The 16,823-nt window shown below is 35.5% G+C and carries 19 protein-coding genes, 1 riboswitch and 1 other annotated feature; of the genes, 16 read left to right on the forward strand and 3 right to left on the reverse strand.

The features are described from left to right. Window positions 1–32 precede the first annotated feature (32 nt). The gene (locus tag HMPREF2937_RS00710) at window positions 33–503 is read right to left on the reverse strand and encodes a thioesterase family protein (protein ID WP_002480358.1); all 471 of its coding nucleotides are present in this window, start codon (window positions 501–503) and stop codon (window positions 33–35) included. 390 nt (window positions 504–893) lie between these two features. Here HMPREF2937_RS00710 and HMPREF2937_RS00715 point away from each other — a divergent pair, with 390 nt between their 5' ends. The 10 genes from HMPREF2937_RS00715 (at window position 894) to HMPREF2937_RS00760 (ending at window position 8,401) form a co-directional block, all read left to right on the forward strand. Then, complete coding sequence (locus tag HMPREF2937_RS00715) at window positions 894–1,511, forward strand: DUF5067 domain-containing protein (RefSeq protein WP_070863816.1); 618 nt, start codon at window positions 894–896, stop codon at window positions 1,509–1,511. A 122-nt stretch (window positions 1,512–1,633) separates the two neighbouring features. Continuing rightward, window positions 1,634–1,733, forward strand: a riboswitch (SAM riboswitch). A 75-nt stretch (window positions 1,734–1,808) separates the two neighbouring features. After that, window positions 1,809–1,991: a hypothetical protein gene (locus HMPREF2937_RS00720; protein WP_002480360.1), complete on the forward strand. Its 183-nt coding sequence runs from the start codon at window positions 1,809–1,811 to the stop codon at window positions 1,989–1,991. Window positions 1,992–2,007: 16 nt separating this feature from the next. Continuing rightward, on the forward strand, window positions 2,008–2,478 hold the full coding sequence (locus HMPREF2937_RS00725; protein ID WP_070863817.1) for a 2-thiouracil desulfurase family protein: 471 nt from the start codon (window positions 2,008–2,010) through the stop codon (window positions 2,476–2,478). A gap of 70 nt (window positions 2,479–2,548) precedes the next feature. Continuing rightward, window positions 2,549–2,783: a binding site (T-box leader), on the forward strand. Window positions 2,784–2,856: 73 nt separating this feature from the next. Further along, window positions 2,857–3,981 (forward strand): 5-methyltetrahydropteroyltriglutamate--homocysteine S-methyltransferase, encoded by a 1,125-nt coding sequence (locus HMPREF2937_RS00730; RefSeq protein ID WP_002480362.1) that lies wholly within the window; start codon window positions 2,857–2,859, stop codon window positions 3,979–3,981. A 216-nt stretch (window positions 3,982–4,197) separates the two neighbouring features. Continuing rightward, entirely contained in the window at window positions 4,198–4,521 is a 324-nt protein-coding gene (locus HMPREF2937_RS00735; protein WP_002480363.1) for a PadR family transcriptional regulator, read from the forward strand. Next, entirely contained in the window at window positions 4,514–5,074 is a 561-nt protein-coding gene (locus HMPREF2937_RS00740) for an HAAS signaling domain-containing protein (RefSeq protein WP_023014914.1), read from the forward strand. Before HMPREF2937_RS00735 ends, HMPREF2937_RS00740 begins: the two co-directional genes overlap by 8 nt. Further along, window positions 5,071–5,874 carry a DUF4097 family beta strand repeat-containing protein gene (locus tag HMPREF2937_RS00745; protein ID WP_070863818.1) on the forward strand — a complete coding sequence of 268 codons (804 nt, stop codon included), beginning with the start codon at window positions 5,071–5,073 and terminating at the stop codon, window positions 5,872–5,874. Before HMPREF2937_RS00740 ends, HMPREF2937_RS00745 begins: the two co-directional genes overlap by 4 nt. Window positions 5,875–6,040: 166 nt before the next feature. Then, a complete protein-coding gene (locus tag HMPREF2937_RS00750; protein WP_002480366.1) occupies window positions 6,041–6,589 on the forward strand; it encodes a hypothetical protein in 549 nt (182 codons plus the stop codon). 183 nt (window positions 6,590–6,772) lie between these two features. After that, entirely contained in the window at window positions 6,773–7,762 is a 990-nt protein-coding gene (locus HMPREF2937_RS00755; RefSeq protein WP_023014916.1) for a ring-cleaving dioxygenase, read from the forward strand. Window positions 7,763–7,801: 39 nt separating this feature from the next. After that, window positions 7,802–8,401 (forward strand): alpha/beta hydrolase, encoded by a 600-nt coding sequence (locus tag HMPREF2937_RS00760; protein ID WP_031262377.1) that lies wholly within the window; start codon window positions 7,802–7,804, stop codon window positions 8,399–8,401. A 190-nt stretch (window positions 8,402–8,591) separates the two neighbouring features. Here HMPREF2937_RS00760 and HMPREF2937_RS00765 read toward each other — a convergent pair whose 3' ends face one another. After that, entirely contained in the window at window positions 8,592–9,209 is a 618-nt protein-coding gene (locus HMPREF2937_RS00765; protein ID WP_002480369.1) for a LysE/ArgO family amino acid transporter, read from the reverse strand. A 414-nt stretch (window positions 9,210–9,623) separates the two neighbouring features. On the opposite strand from HMPREF2937_RS00765, the gene HMPREF2937_RS00770 reads away from it, so the two are divergent. The 4 genes from HMPREF2937_RS00770 to HMPREF2937_RS00785 all read left to right on the forward strand — a co-directional run bounded on the left by HMPREF2937_RS00770 (window position 9,624) and on the right by HMPREF2937_RS00785 (window position 13,488). Then, a complete protein-coding gene (locus HMPREF2937_RS00770; protein WP_070863819.1) occupies window positions 9,624–10,124 on the forward strand; it encodes an isoprenylcysteine carboxyl methyltransferase family protein in 501 nt (166 codons plus the stop codon). 158 nt (window positions 10,125–10,282) lie between these two features. Then, on the forward strand, window positions 10,283–11,008 hold the full coding sequence (locus HMPREF2937_RS00775) for an alpha/beta hydrolase (RefSeq protein ID WP_023014919.1): 726 nt from the start codon (window positions 10,283–10,285) through the stop codon (window positions 11,006–11,008). 281 nt (window positions 11,009–11,289) lie between these two features. Continuing rightward, window positions 11,290–11,853, forward strand: a complete 564-nt coding sequence (locus HMPREF2937_RS00780; RefSeq protein WP_057510339.1) for a TetR/AcrR family transcriptional regulator — start codon at window positions 11,290–11,292, stop codon at window positions 11,851–11,853. A gap of 303 nt (window positions 11,854–12,156) precedes the next feature. Further along, a complete protein-coding gene (locus tag HMPREF2937_RS00785) occupies window positions 12,157–13,488 on the forward strand; it encodes a sodium-dependent transporter (protein ID WP_060804219.1) in 1,332 nt (443 codons plus the stop codon). 109 nt (window positions 13,489–13,597) lie between these two features. Here HMPREF2937_RS00785 and HMPREF2937_RS00790 read toward each other — a convergent pair whose 3' ends face one another. Further along, window positions 13,598–14,386 carry a CPBP family intramembrane glutamic endopeptidase gene (locus HMPREF2937_RS00790; RefSeq protein ID WP_180364606.1) on the reverse strand — a complete coding sequence of 263 codons (789 nt, stop codon included), beginning with the start codon at window positions 14,384–14,386 and terminating at the stop codon, window positions 13,598–13,600. Window positions 14,387–14,695: 309 nt separating this feature from the next. Here HMPREF2937_RS00790 and HMPREF2937_RS00795 point away from each other — a divergent pair, with 309 nt between their 5' ends. Further along, on the forward strand, window positions 14,696–15,595 hold the full coding sequence (locus HMPREF2937_RS00795; RefSeq protein ID WP_070848091.1) for a PLP-dependent cysteine synthase family protein: 900 nt from the start codon (window positions 14,696–14,698) through the stop codon (window positions 15,593–15,595). Window positions 15,596–15,617: 22 nt separating this feature from the next. Next, a complete protein-coding gene (locus HMPREF2937_RS00800) occupies window positions 15,618–16,766 on the forward strand; it encodes a bifunctional cystathionine gamma-lyase/homocysteine desulfhydrase (RefSeq protein ID WP_023014924.1) in 1,149 nt (382 codons plus the stop codon). Window positions 16,767–16,823 lie beyond the last annotated feature (57 nt).

The raw sequence follows: 16,823 nt of genomic DNA on the forward strand, positions 1-16,823 counted from the left end.
TTATCTCATCAACCGAATTTATTATAGAGCCTTTATTTTCTAGGAATACCAATCGCATGACCGAGTTGTTTCGGTGTTTCAAATTCCCCTTGTTCCTCATAATATGTTTTGATGTTATCAAAAACAAAATCTGGAAAAGCACTGCTGCGACGTTGTTGGTTATCAATAGCCATCATGATAACCTCATACGTTGCAGTCGGTATTTGATCTTGATTAAACATCTTTAAAAAGAAATGTACACGTTTATGGTCATAGTCATAAACATAAACTTCTACCGTAAACGTTTCATCTAGCAACATTTCTTTTAAGTAAGTGATATGTGCTTCTAAATTAAAAATTGTTGTGTCATGTTTTTGTCGGTAATCAATCGAGAACCCCATTTTCGCAAAGAAACCGACGACCGCATCACTGAAAATTGAAAAATACTGTGCATCATGTAAATGTTGATTATGATCAATCCAAGAAGGATGCACCTTATCCTCATAAGTATAAATGTACCCCATATTTAATTTTCCCCCTTTAATGCATATAACTGCAGTGTATCATATAAATGAAATCGATAGCTTGGACGTACTATCTTTAGACTATGATGACATTCGTATGAAGTGACTAAAGCAAGAGAAACGTTCCTGAAATTGAAACGGGATTAGAATTATTTTATTCGCACATTCTAAAAATGAATTCAAATTATCAATTTAAGTAAGAGATACAATACCAACTATTTTGCTGAAGTGTATTATCAATGAAATTTATCATCGAAAAAGTATAGTAAATGTTAAAGAATGTATAAAGAATAGAACTAAAATATTCTTCTGTATAAAGTTAACTATTTTATGAAATTTGTGTATAATGATTTGTAATAATGCAACACATTAAACAAATGGGGGGATATCATGAAGAGGCTATTATGTTTATTAAGTGCATCAGTATTAATTTTAGCGGCTTGTGGTGACAAAAAAGAGGAGTCGGAGAAAGAGGAAACATCTAGTTTAGATGCGAAACAAGCAAAAACAAAAGAAAAAGCTAAAATTAAAGATAACGCAGTTGAAATCAAAGGGGTAAAGGTGAAAATTGTGGGTACAGAAATTGTGCCTAAGGGGACAACAGAATATCAAGATGATGATGTTTTAGTTGTAAAATATGAAGTGACGAATAACAGTAAAGATGACAATGAAGTTAAACCAACTAGGTCTTATTTGAAAGTGTTTGAAGCGTATCAAGATAGTAAAGATTCAGAAAAGCGCTTAGATTATGGTCATGTAAGAGGAGAAACTTATGATAGTGAAAGAGATAAAGGTGAAGATAATATTAAAAAAGGAAGTACAATTTCATCTATTGAAACGTACAAGTTAAATGATTTAGAGTCACCTGTGTTATTAAAAGCGAAAGATCAAGAGAACTACGAGGATCCAAACATCGGTTCAATCAAAATTAATATTAAAGACAAGAAATCATCTGATAAGAAGTCATCTGAAGACGATATTAAAAGTGAGGATATGACTGACTTATAAGAAATCAAAACACTGGAATAAACGATATTTCAGTGTTTTATTATGTTGGTTTAAATCAATAAAGTTTATCAAATAAGTTGAAAAAATAAGTTAATACGGTATGATAGTAATAAATAAAATAGTTCTTATTAAGAGTGAGTGGAGGGACTTGGCCCTGTGAAGCTCCAGCAACAACCGCAAGGTGACGTGCTAAATCCAACAAGGTAACTTGAAAGATAAGAAGACGTACGTGAAGCGCTTCTTCTTGCAAGGAGGGCTATTTTATTTATCCAAAATGAGAAAAAGGTGGTAAATAAAATGACAACATTCGCTAAACAACAAATCAGAGAGAAAATGCAAGAGCTGGAACAATGGGAGAATTATGAACCAATGAATATGGCTAGCAGTATGGGAAGAAAAGCCCAAATTCATGATATTGAGGCAACAATCAGACAAATGGTTCCATTGGAAGTGATTAAAGATTGGCTAGAAGAAAAGTAAGAAAGAAGAGAAGTTCATGATCGCAATCAGTGCGTGTTTAATTGGAGAGAATGTACGTTACGACGGCAGTCATAAATTGAATGATACATTACGCCAACTTGTTCAAGAGGATAAAGCGATAGCGCTATGTCCTGAAGTATTAGGCGGTTTGACTACACCGAGACCAGCAGCTGAAATTGTTGGCGGGGATGGTTTTGATGTGTGGTCAGGTCGTGCTAAAGTCATTGCGACGACAGGTGAAGATGTTACGGAGGCATTTAAAGAAGGTGCATTAAAGGCATTGGAATTATTACAAGCACATCAATGTACGGCAATGATTCTAAAGTCGAAAAGTCCTTCTTGTGGAACCTCTGAAATTTATGATGGTACATTCAGTGGTGACTTGAAATCAGGCGAGGGTGTCTGCGCAGCGTTATTAATACGGCACGGAATTACAATTATGAATGAATTAAACTGGAGAGAAAAATTAGATTTCACGTCGATTTAATTTTTAGTGTGAATTTTCTTATTGACAGAATATTCTTTTAACTATAGACTAGGATTAATTCAAATAATATTAATTGATTATGATGAGTAAAGTACATATTGAAGAATTAACAGAGAGCTTTTGGTTGGTGTGAAAAAGTAATTCGACAATATCGAAAATGGACTCTGAATCTGTCAGCTGAATCGTTAAGTTGGCACGTGTTAGCAAACGTTACCACTGCTCGAGTATGATAGTACTGTTGAGGAGAAGTATGGACTTCTTGAAACTGGGTGGTACCGCGCAGAATCGAATTCTACGCCCCTGTAAAGCTTTAGTATAGGCTTTATGGGGGCTTTTTTATTATTTGAAATAAGAACATAAACATAGGGGGAAGTTAAGATGAGTGAATTATTACGTTATGATATTGTAGGAAGTTTCTTAAGACCAGAGGCATTAAAAGAAGCGCGTGCAGCGTTCGAAAAAGGAGAAATCGATCAAGCTGCCTTAAGAGAAGTAGAAGACCGTGAGATTAAAACATTGATTGAGAAGCAAGTAGAGAATGGTTTGAAATCTATTACAGATGGAGAATTTCGTAGAAGTTGGTGGCATTTAGATTTCTTCTGGGGATTGAATGGTGTAGAAACAGTCAAAGATGAAGGCGGATTTGAGTTCGATGCGGTTCAATCTCGTATTGAAACAGCACGTTTATCAGGCCCGATTTCAGGAGACAATCATCCGTTTGTGGCAGACTTCAAATTCTTATTAGCTCATACACCAGAAGGTATCGAGGCACGTCAAACTGTACCAGCACCTGCCAGACTCTTCTCAGAGCTGACACGAAAAGAAAATATTGAAGCAACACGCAAATATTACGAAACAGATGACGCATTAATTGATGCCATTGCGGATGCATATCAAACAGTGATTGAAGATTTATATGAAGCGGGTCTCAAAACGATTCAATTTGACGATACAACATGGGGGCGTTTAGTCGGAGACCAAACTGAAATTAACGGTAAAAACGGTGACCAACAAGAAAAAGAACGCTTAAAACAATTATTCAAAGACGTGAATAACCGCGCAATTGAACGTTTACCTAAAGACTTGCGTGTTCAAACTCATATTTGTCGCGGTAATTACCGTTCCACATGGTTCGCATCAGGCGCATATGACAGTGTCGCAACACCGTTGTTCGACCAAGAAAATGTAGATGCTTATCTTTTAGAATACGATAGTGATCGTTCAGGTGGATTTGAACCGCTTCAATACGTATCAGATGATAAACAAGTCGTATTAGGTCTCATTACTTCTAAAGATGGTGAATTAGAAGATATAGATGAAGTCATAAAACGTATTAAAGAAGCGTCACAATATATCCCGTTAGACCGTTTAGCTTTAAGTACACAATGCGGCTTCGCATCAACAGAAGAAGGTAATAACTTAACTGAAGCACAACAATGGGCTAAAATTCGTTTAGTCAAAAGTATTGCGGAAGAAGTATGGCCTGAAAAAGTAAAAGGCTAAATCATCAATACATTAATGAATGATAGAAGATGAATTTCACTACAGAAGGTGGAATTCATCTTTTTTTATTCATTTCTTTAAGTTAACTTCACAAAAGTCACCAAGCTGACAAAGATTTTTAATCACTACCTTGTATTATTTAATAGTAAGGGGTATATTATAAGTGAACTACTATTAAACATTAAACAGTACTGAATAATGTGTTGGAGGTTTGCTATGAATATACAATTTAAGAAAGGCGCACTTGAATTTTTAGTCTTGCTTATTATTCAAGGTGAAGATCAGTATGGCTATTCACTTGTACAAAAGATAACACCGCGTATCACAATCGCAGAAGGTACCGTCTATCCTTTAATGCGCCGTTTAGTTAAGGAAGGTTATTTAACAACTTATTTTAAACCGTCGACAGAAGGACCAGCACGCAAGTATTACCGAATTACCGAAGAAGGTCATGAACGTTTAGAAGCACTACTTGAAGAATGGAAGGCCTTTACAGAAGCTGTAGATTTATTTATTGAGGAGAGTGAGAGAGATGAGTAAACAAGAATATTTACAGTTATTAAATCGTTATTTAACGCGCGTTTCACCGGAAGAACGCCAAGATATTTTAAACGAGTATGAAACACACTTCATCAGTGGTAAAGAAGCAGGAAAAACTGAAGAAGAAATTTCCCGGGAATTAGGTAATCCGAAAGACATCGGGCGTGAAATGAGTGCGAATGCGGCGGTAGATAAAGCAGAATCTTCTCGCAATGCCGGCAATGTCACGAATGCTGTGTTAGCGGTTATGGGATTAAGTATTTTAAACTTCTTCGTTATTACCATTGTAATTGCGACATGGTTCGGTGTGCTTTTATCTTTAGGTGTGGCGACGCTTACTTTTCTAGCTGCACCTATATTCTTACTGGTCAAAGGCATGATAGATGGATTTGGAGAAATTATTCCTCTAGATATCTACGTTTCATTTACATGCTTTGGAATCGGATTGATGTTATTTACAGTAACGTACCTTGCTTATAAATGGAGCTTCGTTCTCTTTATGAAATATTTACGTTGGAATATTAAAGTTGTGAAAGGAAGTGCGCAATCATGAAAAAAGCATTGTTGATTATCTTTAGTATAGGCTTAGTGATTACAGTCGGTTTCGGAATTGCGGGCTATGTAGAAGGAAAAAAGCAACTTAAAAAAGCTGATAATCCAATTCATTACACAAAAGACTATAAGCATGAAGATGCGAAAATAAAAAACTTGAAAATCAATACGGATACATCAAACGTCATCATTAAAAAAGGTGACCACTTCCATGTTAAGGGGGAAGGTGGTATTAAAGGAAAAACAAAAATTAACAGTACTATCAAAGGTGATACATTAGCAGTTGAATCAAAACTTCCAAACCCTACGATCAATTTTACATTTGGAAATATTACAAACAGTACTATCACAATTACAGTACCTGAACGTCAATTGTCAGATGTGACAATTTACAATGATACAGGAGACATGACAATTGAAGGTTTAAAAGCGAATCATTTAGAAGCGCAATTGGATACAGGAGAGTTAGTGTTAAAAGCAGCTAATCTTAATAAAGTAGATTTAACAAGTGATACAGGTGATATTGAAATCACGCAAACACTTTTCAAAAATATGAGAATTGGAAATGATACTGGCGATACTGAAGTCAAAGGTATCAAAGGCGATGTGAATCTCCAAGTACAATCAGACACAGGTGATATTGAGGTAGATTATGCAGAATCACCTAAAAATACTAAGGTTATTCATAAAGAAGATGTAGATATGGATATTCATCAACCTGCTTTAAAAGCAAAACGTTATGGCAATGCTTCGTACACAATTGAATTAGAATCAGATACAGGTACAGTAGAAATTAATTAAAGTTATCACTATGAGCACCTAAGCAGAGAAGTTCTGTCTAGGTGCTTCTTTATATTGATAAAATTAATATTTTTAAATTTATTTTCGTATATAAGTTTAATTACTTTTTTCTCGTTTGTGTATACGTTAGAATGTCTTTTGCGAAAATGAAAGAAAGGAGAAATATATGATTAATCTGTTATCAGCCATTGGATCTATCGGGACATTTATTATGGCTTTGTTCTATTTAGTGTCTGTATCGATTCAACTCTATCAACTGCGTATTTCATTTACGCCAGCCATTGGTTTTAATCAAATTTTACTGCAGACAAGTAAAAATGATCGATTGAAGTTATTTAATATCAGCGCAGCAAACCAAGATAGTAATCGCTTTTTAAAGCTGTATAACTTAGGCGGCGGTGCCGCAAAAGAAGTGATAGTCACAATCACACACATGGGTAAAGAAGAAGTACTTCAAAGGAAATATGTCAGTATTTTACCAAGTAAAGAGTATTATCTTGTGCCTATTAATGAAGGTGTCTTTCATGAATTAGAAGAAACGATTCAACAGAATGGCTATGAAGCAGCTTTAAAAGTAGATATAAACTTCAAACACAACTTAAGCCGTAAAACACAGCATATAGAGTTATTCGGTAAAATCGATAGTTTCAATCAATTAGATGAAAATCCAATCTATGAATTGCAGTTTGTTCAAAAATCTGCGATTAACCAATAGTGAATGGGCTCCAAAATATCAAGTTTGGGGTCTTTTTTTATGTATGAGCATAAATACTTGCATTATTCCTAAAGTAGTATTATTATATTAAGTATAATAAGTATATCAGAAGAACAACGTCCTCATTATAAGATAGAAAAGAGTAGAAAAGGGAAGTTATTCAAAGATAAGGAGATGAAATAAATGAACAACAACAACTTAAAAGGTATGCACCATGTCACTGCGATTACAAGTGATGCGATTAAAATATATGATTTCTTTACAGACGTATTAGGTCTAAGATTAGTGAAAAAAACAGTAAACCAAGATGATATCCAAACGTATCATTTATTCTTTGCGGATGATGAAGGGAATGCAGGAACAGATGTCACATTCTTCGATTTCCCTGGAATTCCTAAAGGTACACATGGAACAGATGAAATTGCACGTATTACATTACGTGTACCATCAGATGCGGCGATTGAATTTTGGAATGACCGTTTAAGTGAGTTTGACGTGAAACATGAAGCGCCAACAGAACTATTTGGTAAAAAAATCTTACGTTTTGAAGATTTTGATGGCCAACTTTACACATTAATTTCTGATGAATCAGATTCAGCAGACAGTGTAGAACCAGGTGTTGCTTGGAAAAATGCGCCAGTACCAGAAGAATATGCGATTGTCGGTTTAGGACCTATCGAATTAAACGTGAGCCGTTTCGATCCATTCAAACAAATTTTCGAAGAGGTATACGGCTATAAAGAAGTTGAATCCGAAGGCGACTATCACTTATTCGAAACAGGAAAAGGCGGTAACGGCGGACAAGTTATCGTACGTAAACTTGGCGGCAACCCAGGTATGCAAGGTTATGGTACAATCCATCACACTGCGTTCCGTGTGGCTGATAAAGATGAATTAGATGTCTGGATTGACCGTTTGAATAAATATCAAATCGGCAACTCTGGATTTGTAGAACGTTACTTCTTCAAATCACTTTATTCTAAATTCTATCCAGGTATCTTAATTGAAATTGCGACAGATGGTCCAGGTTTCATGGGAGATGAACCATACGAAACAGTAGGTGAAATCTTATCATTACCACCATTCTTGGAACCAAAAAGAGAACAAATCGAAGCACAAGTACGTCATATTGAAACAACGCGCCACAACCAACCAGGCCGTACAAATCAATAATTTATCACTAAGGAGGCAGTTATCATGGCTTTAGATACAATGAAGCACATTTTTAGAAAAGGTCAAAGTTCAGATCAACCTACATTCATCTTATTACACGGAACAGGTGGAGACGAATCTGATTTATTCCCGCTCGCATTACGTTTGAACCCAAACTATAACATGTTAGGTGTGAAAGGAAATGTGGATGAAAATGGTATGACACGTTTCTTCAAACGTCATGGTGAAGGTCAATATGATTGGAAAGACTTAGAAGAACGCGGCACAGAATTATATGAGTTCTTACAAGCAGCCGCAAAAGAATATGACTTTGATTTAGAAAATGCAATCTTAGTTGGTTTCTCAAATGGTACGAACATTGCGATTAACTTACTATTACGTGAGGAAACTAAATTTGCGAAAGCATTATTATTCGCAGGGCTTTATCCAACACACATTGACCATGTGAAAGATTTAAGTGGCACAGACATCTATCTTTCAATGGGTACGCATGACCCTATCGTACCTGTATCTGAAAGTGAACGTTTAATTGATTTATTCCAACGTTCAGGTGCGAATGTTACAACACATTGGACACAATCACACGGCATTACTGAAGAGTCACTTAATGAAGCAGTGAAAGTTGTGAACGAACAATAAACTTAAATAATAGCTTAATAGACACGTGATTGAAGGACCTCCAGACCAATTCAATCAAACCCCGTAATCAAGCACTCAGGCTTTTTGACTAAAATTCAAAAAGTGCTGAGTGCTTTTTAATATGTGAAAGTATAATAAAAAGCTTCTGCAGACACAGAAGCTAAATTAATACGGATAGATCTTTTTAAATTCAGAGTATTAAAGCGAGAATATTCTTTAATATAATCAACGCGACCAAAAAAACGATAACGCTGGATACTTTGTTAAGAATTAAAATGAATTTGCCAGACTTATCGACAGTGCCGACTATACGTCCTAAAACTGCCAAGAAGATAAACCAAATCCAAGAAATGGAGATGGTGGCGATAGAAAAGGCCAATTTGTCATCCCCTTCATAGATTGAGGCACTTGTCCCAATGACACCGACTGTATCCATAATAGCGTGTGGGTTAAGTAAGGAAACAGAGAGCGCAAATAGAATTTGTTTCTTAGGACTCATCGGTTCAATTTCATCAATATTAGAAGGCTTTTCTTTCCAAAGTGACCAAGCCATATAGATTAAGAATACAAAACCGATGATATAGATCACTAATTGTAACGTCGGCATAGACATTAAAATCAAAGACACTCCGAGTATTGCGACTACAATTAAAAATGTGTCACAAAATCCTGCAGTGAGGATGACAGGTAAAGCATGCGTCAATTTTTTCTGATTCGCACCTTGATTAAACACAAAGACATTTTGTGCGCCTAAAGGCAAAATCAGACCTAACGCTAACAAAACACCATGAAGTATCGCTTGTAACATAAATGACTGCCCACTTTCTCTATACAATGTCTCTTTGATTTTGTGATTGGGCTAAGCGTGTACATAAAGAGGGATTGTATGTATGTTAGTTAATTTGTAGTATATACAAAAACTAAACGGTGAACAACGCATAACAAAAAGATGAATAAGATAGGTATATAATTCAGTGTCTCATTCGTTTGTAATCTATTTTGTTAACTCGAATTAAGAATTTATTAAACTTTGGTTTATGGTGTATGCAGATACAAAACGCTACACTGAAAATAGGAAATTAAGTAATTATTTTCTATGGATTTTCATTAGTTGACCGCTATATGAAACCAATTATCCTTATTCGTTGGATATCCGGATTTTGGCTATCGTTCAAAATTCGGATTTTTTAATTCTTTGAGAAAAAGGCAGGTTACGCTTTTTATGGTTTTAATGATTCTAGGTTTATTCTTTATTATTCGCTTATACTCTTTATCCATCTCTATTCGTCATGAGCGTGAATTGATTGCGCAAGGTGCAGTGCAATATGGCGCAAAGAACTCAAAATATCTTGCGTTATTACATATTTTAATCTATGTGACCAGCTTTGTTTATGCGACAATCGCTCAACCCGCATTTAATGTAGTATCACAAATTGGCCTCGTATTACTGATCGTCAGTTATGTGATGTTGTTTTGGGTCATTCGTACACTAGGTCCAATTTGGACGTTGAAGGTCTACATACTTAAAGAACATCATATTGTAAAATCAGGACTCTTTAAATTCGTTAAACATCCCAATTACTTCTTAAATATTATTCCTGAATTAATCGGTGTGATTTTATTAACACAAGCTTATCCAGTAAGTGTACTGCTTATTCCGTATGCAGTTTCACTATATGTACGCATTCAACAAGAAGAAAGCGCGATGGCACATCTTAAATAAATAACATAACGGTGTAAGACTAAGAACAAATTTTAAACGTTCTTAGTCTTTTTTGTTAAGAGTTTTACAATATTTAATGGTGTTTAATTGAAGGTGGAAATAAGGAGGAAAGAGAACCTATAATAGAATTAATACGAATGTGTTGGAGGTGAGTAAGTATGTTGAAGGTGAAAGCACCGAAACATCTCTTTTTGGAAGGGGGAGATGAAGCGGTGTTGTTGTTGCATTCTTTTACTGGGACTGTACAAGATGTCAAAGAAGTAGCAGAAGCATTACATAAAGAGGGTTATACCTGTTATGCGCCTTGTTATAGGGGGCATGGTCTGCCTGTTTCTGAGTTCGTACAATATGATATTAGAGATTGGTGGGAAGATGCAGAAGCGGCTTATGGTTTTCTACATGCAAAAGGATACCGTAAAATCACTGTTCTTGGCGTGTCGTTAGGTGGTATTTTTGCATTAAAAATAGCTGAACAATTTGACGTAGATCGTGTGATTGGGATGTCAGTGCCTTATCATAAATCTGCAGAAGGTGTGTTAAGCAGATTGAACCATTATGGTACACGACTACAATACTATATTGGTTGTACTGAAGAGGAACAAGCAGAAGAAATGGCATATGTGCCTGCTTATCAAGAGGGTGCCGCCCATTTTGAAGCGTTTGTGAATCAAACCATGAATGAGCTTGGCAGAATCAAAGCACCGACACTGTTATTATACGGTGGAAAAGATGATGTTTCGTATAAGGAAAGTGTAGATAGCATCGCTAAAAAGTTGGTTCATGCATCGGATATTGAAACTGGATGTTTTGAGGATTCAGGTCATTTAATGACAAGAAGCACAGAGAAACAAAAAATCATAGAAAAAATCATTAATTTTATGTAAGATTAAAATGAATTTTTGTGAAACCGTTTTACTTAACAACGAAAGTAGCGTAAAATCATACAAGATAATGTTTTTTTCAGAGTGTTCGTATATGATAAGATGGCCATAAGAGTACTTTTACTATTAAATTTTCTACGAACACTCGAACCGTGTGTTGACTGTGATAGTTAAATATAGAGTATTCGATTGTAAATCAACAAGCAAAAACTAATTACCCTGAAAAATAGATATTTCCACCCAAGAAGAAGAGAAAGAGAAAGATGAATTGGAGGGATTTCGTTATGAAAAACGAAATAGTCAACAACGCGATTGAGCTATTTGCGAAAAAAGGATACTATGGTTGTACTTTAGAAGAAATAGCCAACAGTGTATCTATAAAAAAAGCGAGCTTATACTATTATTTCCCAAGCAAAGCTAATATTTATGAAGCATGTTCAAATAGAATTATCCAATATTTTAATAGAATCTTAGACTTACAAGAAAATATATCGCAACGTACTTTAGAAAACTTGCGTCAATTTATCATAGATATGGTTTTTAAACCTAACATCAGTTATTTACGTATGTATATACAATTTAACCAAGCACCAGATGAGTTTAAAGAACAACTGTATCAAGGTATTGCTACACTGCATAGTAAATTGAATCGTATTTTAGAACTTTATTACGAGGTAAATGACATTTCAATGCCTATCAGAGAGTTTAAAGATTTAATGTTAGGTATTATGGAAAGCGGCTTTATTAGAACAACTTTCGTTAATTACTTTGATGAATTAAGTTATCGCAGATATACTATGGAAAAAGATGTTGAAGCAACATTAAACGCTTTGCTGGAATTAGAATAAGTGCATATTGATCGTAACTTTAAAGCAAGATGAGATTATCCAAAAGGGTAATCTTTTTTTATGCCATTTTGAGTTGAAAATGAATGCATAAGCAATGTTAAGCAGCTTTAAGAGATACGGGGTAGAAAAAATCTAAAATATATGAGAAAGCCTATGATGACAAGGTTACAACAAGATATTCTGTTTAATTGCTAGTTGAGGGATTGCTATATTTGTGTTATAGTATACTTACTTACATGAACGCTTTAACGCTTTAAAGTAAATTAGTTTTTAGCCTGAAAATAACAGAAAAGGATGAGCAGCGTGTCGAAACAATCACAGTGGAAAACCTCAACCGGATTTATTTTAGCAAGCGCAGGTTCGGCCATCGGATTAGGGGCCATGTGGAAATTCCCATATATGGCTGGTATCTATGGCGGCGGTGCGTTTCTACTTATGTTTTTAATATTTACAATTTTTATAGGCTTGCCGTTACTCATTATGGAATTTACAATCGGTAAGCTTGGAAGAACTTATACAACCGCTATTTTCGGTAAATTATCAAATAAGAAATGGACAAATGTTATCGGCTGGAGCGGTAACCTCGCTGTCTTTGTCTTATTTGGTTTCTATAGCGTTGTTGGTGGTTGGATTATGATTTATATCGCACAAGTTGCGATGCAGATAATAGGACTAAGAGACGGGACACTTGGCAGTATTCAATTTGAACAAGTCATCTCAAGTCCGCTTTATACCATGTTAGGACAAGGTTCTTTTATCTTAGTGACGATGGTAATTGTTATGTTAGGTGTTGAGCATGGGCTTGAGAAAGCATCTAAAGTTATGATGCCTTTGCTGTTCATCTTTTTAATATTAATTGTGGTACGTTCACTCTCATTGGAAGGTGCTTCTGAAGGTGTACGTTTCTTATTAGAACCACGTATGGAAGAGCTATCTATGGAAGGTATTCTCTTTGCGCTTGGCCAATCATTCTTCGCCCTCTCATTAGGAACGACAGGGATGATTACGTACGCAAGTTATGCCCCTAAAGAGATGACGATTAAAACTTCTGCGTTATCCATTGTAATTATGAATATTATTGTGGCATTACTTGCAGGTTTAGCGATCTTCCCTGCAATCAATGCGTTTGGTTATAAACCAGAAGAAGGTCCTGGCTTACTCTTTAAAGTACTGCCGCATGTATTTGAGAAAATGAGCTTTGGTCCAGGATTTTATTTCATCTTCTTGATTTTATTCTTATTCGCAGCGTTAACATCATCTATTTCATTACTGGAATTGAATGTGTCTAACTTTACTAAGAATGACAACCGTAAACGTGGTAAAGTAGCGTTAATCGGCAGTATATTAGTCTTTATTATCAGTATCCCAGCAACTTTATCATTTAGTACATTAAGTCATATACACTTTTTAGCGGGTACGATTTTCGACAATATGGACTTTTTAGTTTCTAATATTTTAATGCCTTTAGGCGCACTTGCGACGACTTTATTTGTCGGTCAATTATTGAAAAAAGAAGACCTGAAATCAGTATTTGGTAATGATCGTTTGAAAATCTTTATGCCTTGGTATTACTTAGTTAAATATGTCTTGCCTGTGGTAATACTCTTAGTTTTCGTCATCCAATTCTTTAATTAAAATAAAATGAATCACAAAAGAAAATTCCCGTTGCATCATGCATGCAGCGGGAATTTTTTACTATTTAGTCTCAATATCTAACTTAATTTGAGAATGTATCCAGTAAGTTTTATGGAGTCTCCACCTTATTGAATTTACGCTTTAGCTTTATATATTGGTGATGCTCCCACTTATGACGCAACTGTTTAAAGTCATCAGATTTAAGATAGACAAGTAACCCTATAAGTGCAGTTAAAATTAACAAGATATTAATAACAACATTAATCTGTTCATAGCCATATTCATAGAGGTGAACGCCAGAATTATTAAGTATGTGCAGTAAGATAGTGATTTTGATATCTCTAGTTAATGCAAAAACGATACTGTAAATGAATCCTGGAACTAAATAAGGGAAAACATGCTGGTAATCGCCTGAGATTACCACATGAAGAAAGCCGAAAATGATTGTAGAAAGTGTTACATAAATTGCCATTCTCAAAAACATGGATTTGCGGTTAGTTTCGTTAAACCGAAAAGAAGTGGCGGTTAAAATAATGATAAAAAGCATACCTCTAAATATTACTTCTTCTATGATAGGTGCATTAAAACTAGTACCAAGAAATGAAGAAGGAAAATCAACAGCTTGCTCTTTTAAAATCTTTTGATTCTCTGACTCGCCTGTGTAAACAAGTCTACTTAGAATACTTGTGGAAAAATAGGAAACAGTAATCAAGGAAAATTTGATAGACCAACCTAATTTTGTTGATTGAACGTATTTGGGGTTGAATAAAGAAGGTATATGACATATTTTCAAATAATACTGATAAACGAATAAAACGAGTATCGGAATAATAATATAAAGTACACATAGTGTTATCGGATTTTCAAAGTGATCAGTCGCAAATAATAAGCTATACATAAAAGCACTCATGAGTAGTATTGATATGATAATCCATTTAATTGCTAGAAAAATAGTTTTTATGAAGTTTTTAAAAGTATTGTGCGTGTGAAGCACGTTGCATCCTCTCCTAACTTTTAATTTTATTTTGATTATTTGTGAATAGACACAATGAAGTTACATCAATATTTTTAAGTTACACTTTAAGAGAAAATTGCATTTACAACTGCATTGCGCTATAATTCATACCAGTACGATAGGGATAATGGGAATGAATGATGGGAAACAGGAGTCGGGCCTGTCATCATGCATTTCACGGGGAGGACATCTATGATTGGATTTGATTTAATCGGCAATACACCTTTGGTTAAATTAGAGTCGTTCAGTGATGATAAAGTATCAATTTATGCAAAACTAGAACAATTCAACCCTGGCGGCAGTGTAAAAGACCGCTTAGGCAAATATTTAATTGAACAAGCAATGGAACGTGGACAAATTAAGCGCGGTGACACAATAGTGGAAGCCTCAGCAGGCAATACGGGTATTGGCTTAGCAATTGCGGCGAACCACTATGGTTTACAATGTGTGATTTATGCGCCGATCGGTTTTGCGGCAGAAAAGATTTCAATTATGGAAGCATTAGGAGCAAAAGTGATTCGTACACCGCAAAATGGCGGTATGTTAGGTGCGCAACAAGCGGCACGTGATTATGCGGCTGAACATGGTGCGTATTATACGAATCAGTTTGAGTCAGAAGATAATCCAGGTGCGTATCGAGATACGATGGCACAAGAAATCTTAAAAGAATTGCCGGAAGTAGATTACTTTGTGGCAGGTGTCGGTTCAGGCGGAACATTTACAGGAACTGCCGAAGTATTAGCACAACACGGTGTTAAAAATGTCATTGTTGAACCTGTCGGGTCAGTGTTAAACGGTGGTAAAAAACGTCTGCATGACACAGAAGGTATCGGTTCTGAAAAATGGCCGGGCTTCTTAGATAAAGGTTTAGCAACGGACATTTTAACTATTACAGATGAAGATGCCTTTCATAATGTAAAACAACTTGCGCTACAAGAAGGACTGTTAGTAGGCAGTTCCTCAGGTGCTGCATTACAAGGTGCATTAGAAATTAAAGCACGTATAGACAAAGGAACGATTGTCACAGTCTTCCCAGACGGCAGTGATCGTTATATGTCTAAATCGATTTTTAATTATTCGGGAAAAAAATAAGGCGTAAAGGAGTTAAAGATTTATGAATAAGAAAACACAAATGGTACATGGCGGCCATACAACAGATGATTATACAGGTGCGGTAACGACACCGATTTATCAAACAAGCACTTATTTACAAGATGATATTGGGGATTTGCGTGAGGGTTATGAATATTCACGTAGCGGTAATCCAACACGTGCTGCCCTAGAAAGTGCGATTGCAGATATAGAATATGGACGTTTTGGTTTCGCATTCGGCTCAGGTGTAGCCGCGATGTCTGCAGTTATCATGTTATTAGATAAAGGTGATCACATCGTTGTGAATTCTGATGTCTACGGCGGTACATTCCGAGTGTTGACAAAAGTGTTCAATCGCTTCGGTATTGATGCGGACTTTGTAGATACAACAGAAGTTGAAAAAATTGAAGCGGCGATTAAACCAGAAACAAAAATGTTAATGGTTGAAACACCATCTAACCCATTATTACGTGTGACGGATATTAAAGCTTCAGCAGAAATTGCGAAAAAGCATGATTTAATTTCTGTAGTGGATAATACATTCATGTCTCCTTATTTCCAAAATCCATTAAAATTAGGTGCAGACATTGTCTTACATTCTGCTTCTAAATATATCGGTGGCCACAGTGATGTTATCGGTGGTTTACTCGCAACAAGCGATGAAGATTTAGCTGAACGTCTTGGCTTCATTCAAAACTCAACAGGCGGTGTGCTTGGACCACAAGACAGTTATTTATTAATTCGTGGTATTAAAACATTAGGTTTACGTATGGAACAAGTCAGCCGTAGTGCAGTGGCAGTTGCGAAAATGCTTGCGGAACATCCTAATGTTCAAAAAGTATATCATCCAAGCTTAGAAAGTCATCCAAATCACGATGTACATGAAAGCCAAGCATCAGGTCATACAGGTGTTGTGTCATTTGTAGTTTCTGATATTGATGCCGCAAAGGCAGTGATTCGTGAAACAGAATACTTCACATTAGCTGAAAGCTTAGGTGCAGTGGAAAGTTTAATTTCAGTACCCGCTCTAATGACACACGCTTCTATTCCAAAAGAAGTACGTGAAAAAGAAGGTATTGAAGACGGTTTAATCCGTTTATCTGTTGGTATTGAAGATACAGAAGACTTAGTCGCTGATTTAAAACAAGCTTTAGACCAATTACAAAAATAATTTCATATAAAGATGTATAGAATAAGGGGCTGGGACATAAATACAGTCCAAAATAAA

This window comes from Staphylococcus sp. HMSC061G12 (assembly GCF_001838465.1).
In the GTDB taxonomy this organism is placed as follows: domain Bacteria; phylum Bacillota; class Bacilli; order Staphylococcales; family Staphylococcaceae; genus Staphylococcus; species Staphylococcus simulans.

What these genes read in the sequence shown, in the direction of transcription:
- HMPREF2937_RS00710 (WP_002480358.1), bottom strand. Translation starts at nt 503, where the DNA reads ATGGGGTACATTTATACTTATGAGGATAAGGTGCATCCTTCTTGGATT.
- HMPREF2937_RS00715 (WP_070863816.1), top strand. Translation starts at nt 894, where the DNA reads ATGAAGAGGCTATTATGTTTATTAAGTGCATCAGTATTAATTTTAGCG.
- HMPREF2937_RS00720 (WP_002480360.1), top strand. Translation starts at nt 1,809, where the DNA reads ATGACAACATTCGCTAAACAACAAATCAGAGAGAAAATGCAAGAGCTG.
- HMPREF2937_RS00725 (WP_070863817.1), top strand. Translation starts at nt 2,008, where the DNA reads ATGATCGCAATCAGTGCGTGTTTAATTGGAGAGAATGTACGTTACGAC.
- HMPREF2937_RS00730 (WP_002480362.1), top strand. Translation starts at nt 2,857, where the DNA reads ATGAGTGAATTATTACGTTATGATATTGTAGGAAGTTTCTTAAGACCA.
- HMPREF2937_RS00735 (WP_002480363.1), top strand. Translation starts at nt 4,198, where the DNA reads ATGAATATACAATTTAAGAAAGGCGCACTTGAATTTTTAGTCTTGCTT.
- HMPREF2937_RS00740 (WP_023014914.1), top strand. Translation starts at nt 4,514, where the DNA reads ATGAGTAAACAAGAATATTTACAGTTATTAAATCGTTATTTAACGCGC.
- HMPREF2937_RS00745 (WP_070863818.1), top strand. Translation starts at nt 5,071, where the DNA reads ATGAAAAAAGCATTGTTGATTATCTTTAGTATAGGCTTAGTGATTACA.
- HMPREF2937_RS00750 (WP_002480366.1), top strand. Translation starts at nt 6,041, where the DNA reads ATGATTAATCTGTTATCAGCCATTGGATCTATCGGGACATTTATTATG.
- HMPREF2937_RS00755 (WP_023014916.1), top strand. Translation starts at nt 6,773, where the DNA reads ATGAACAACAACAACTTAAAAGGTATGCACCATGTCACTGCGATTACA.
- HMPREF2937_RS00760 (WP_031262377.1), top strand. Translation starts at nt 7,802, where the DNA reads ATGAAGCACATTTTTAGAAAAGGTCAAAGTTCAGATCAACCTACATTC.
- HMPREF2937_RS00765 (WP_002480369.1), bottom strand. Translation starts at nt 9,209, where the DNA reads ATGTTACAAGCGATACTTCATGGTGTTTTGTTAGCGTTAGGTCTGATT.
- HMPREF2937_RS00770 (WP_070863819.1), top strand. Translation starts at nt 9,624, where the DNA reads ATGGTTTTAATGATTCTAGGTTTATTCTTTATTATTCGCTTATACTCT.
- HMPREF2937_RS00775 (WP_023014919.1), top strand. Translation starts at nt 10,283, where the DNA reads ATGTTGAAGGTGAAAGCACCGAAACATCTCTTTTTGGAAGGGGGAGAT.
- HMPREF2937_RS00780 (WP_057510339.1), top strand. Translation starts at nt 11,290, where the DNA reads ATGAAAAACGAAATAGTCAACAACGCGATTGAGCTATTTGCGAAAAAA.
- HMPREF2937_RS00790 (WP_180364606.1), bottom strand. Translation starts at nt 14,386, where the DNA reads ATGTATAGCTTATTATTTGCGACTGATCACTTTGAAAATCCGATAACA.
- HMPREF2937_RS00795 (WP_070848091.1), top strand. Translation starts at nt 14,696, where the DNA reads ATGATTGGATTTGATTTAATCGGCAATACACCTTTGGTTAAATTAGAG.
- HMPREF2937_RS00800 (WP_023014924.1), top strand. Translation starts at nt 15,618, where the DNA reads ATGAATAAGAAAACACAAATGGTACATGGCGGCCATACAACAGATGAT.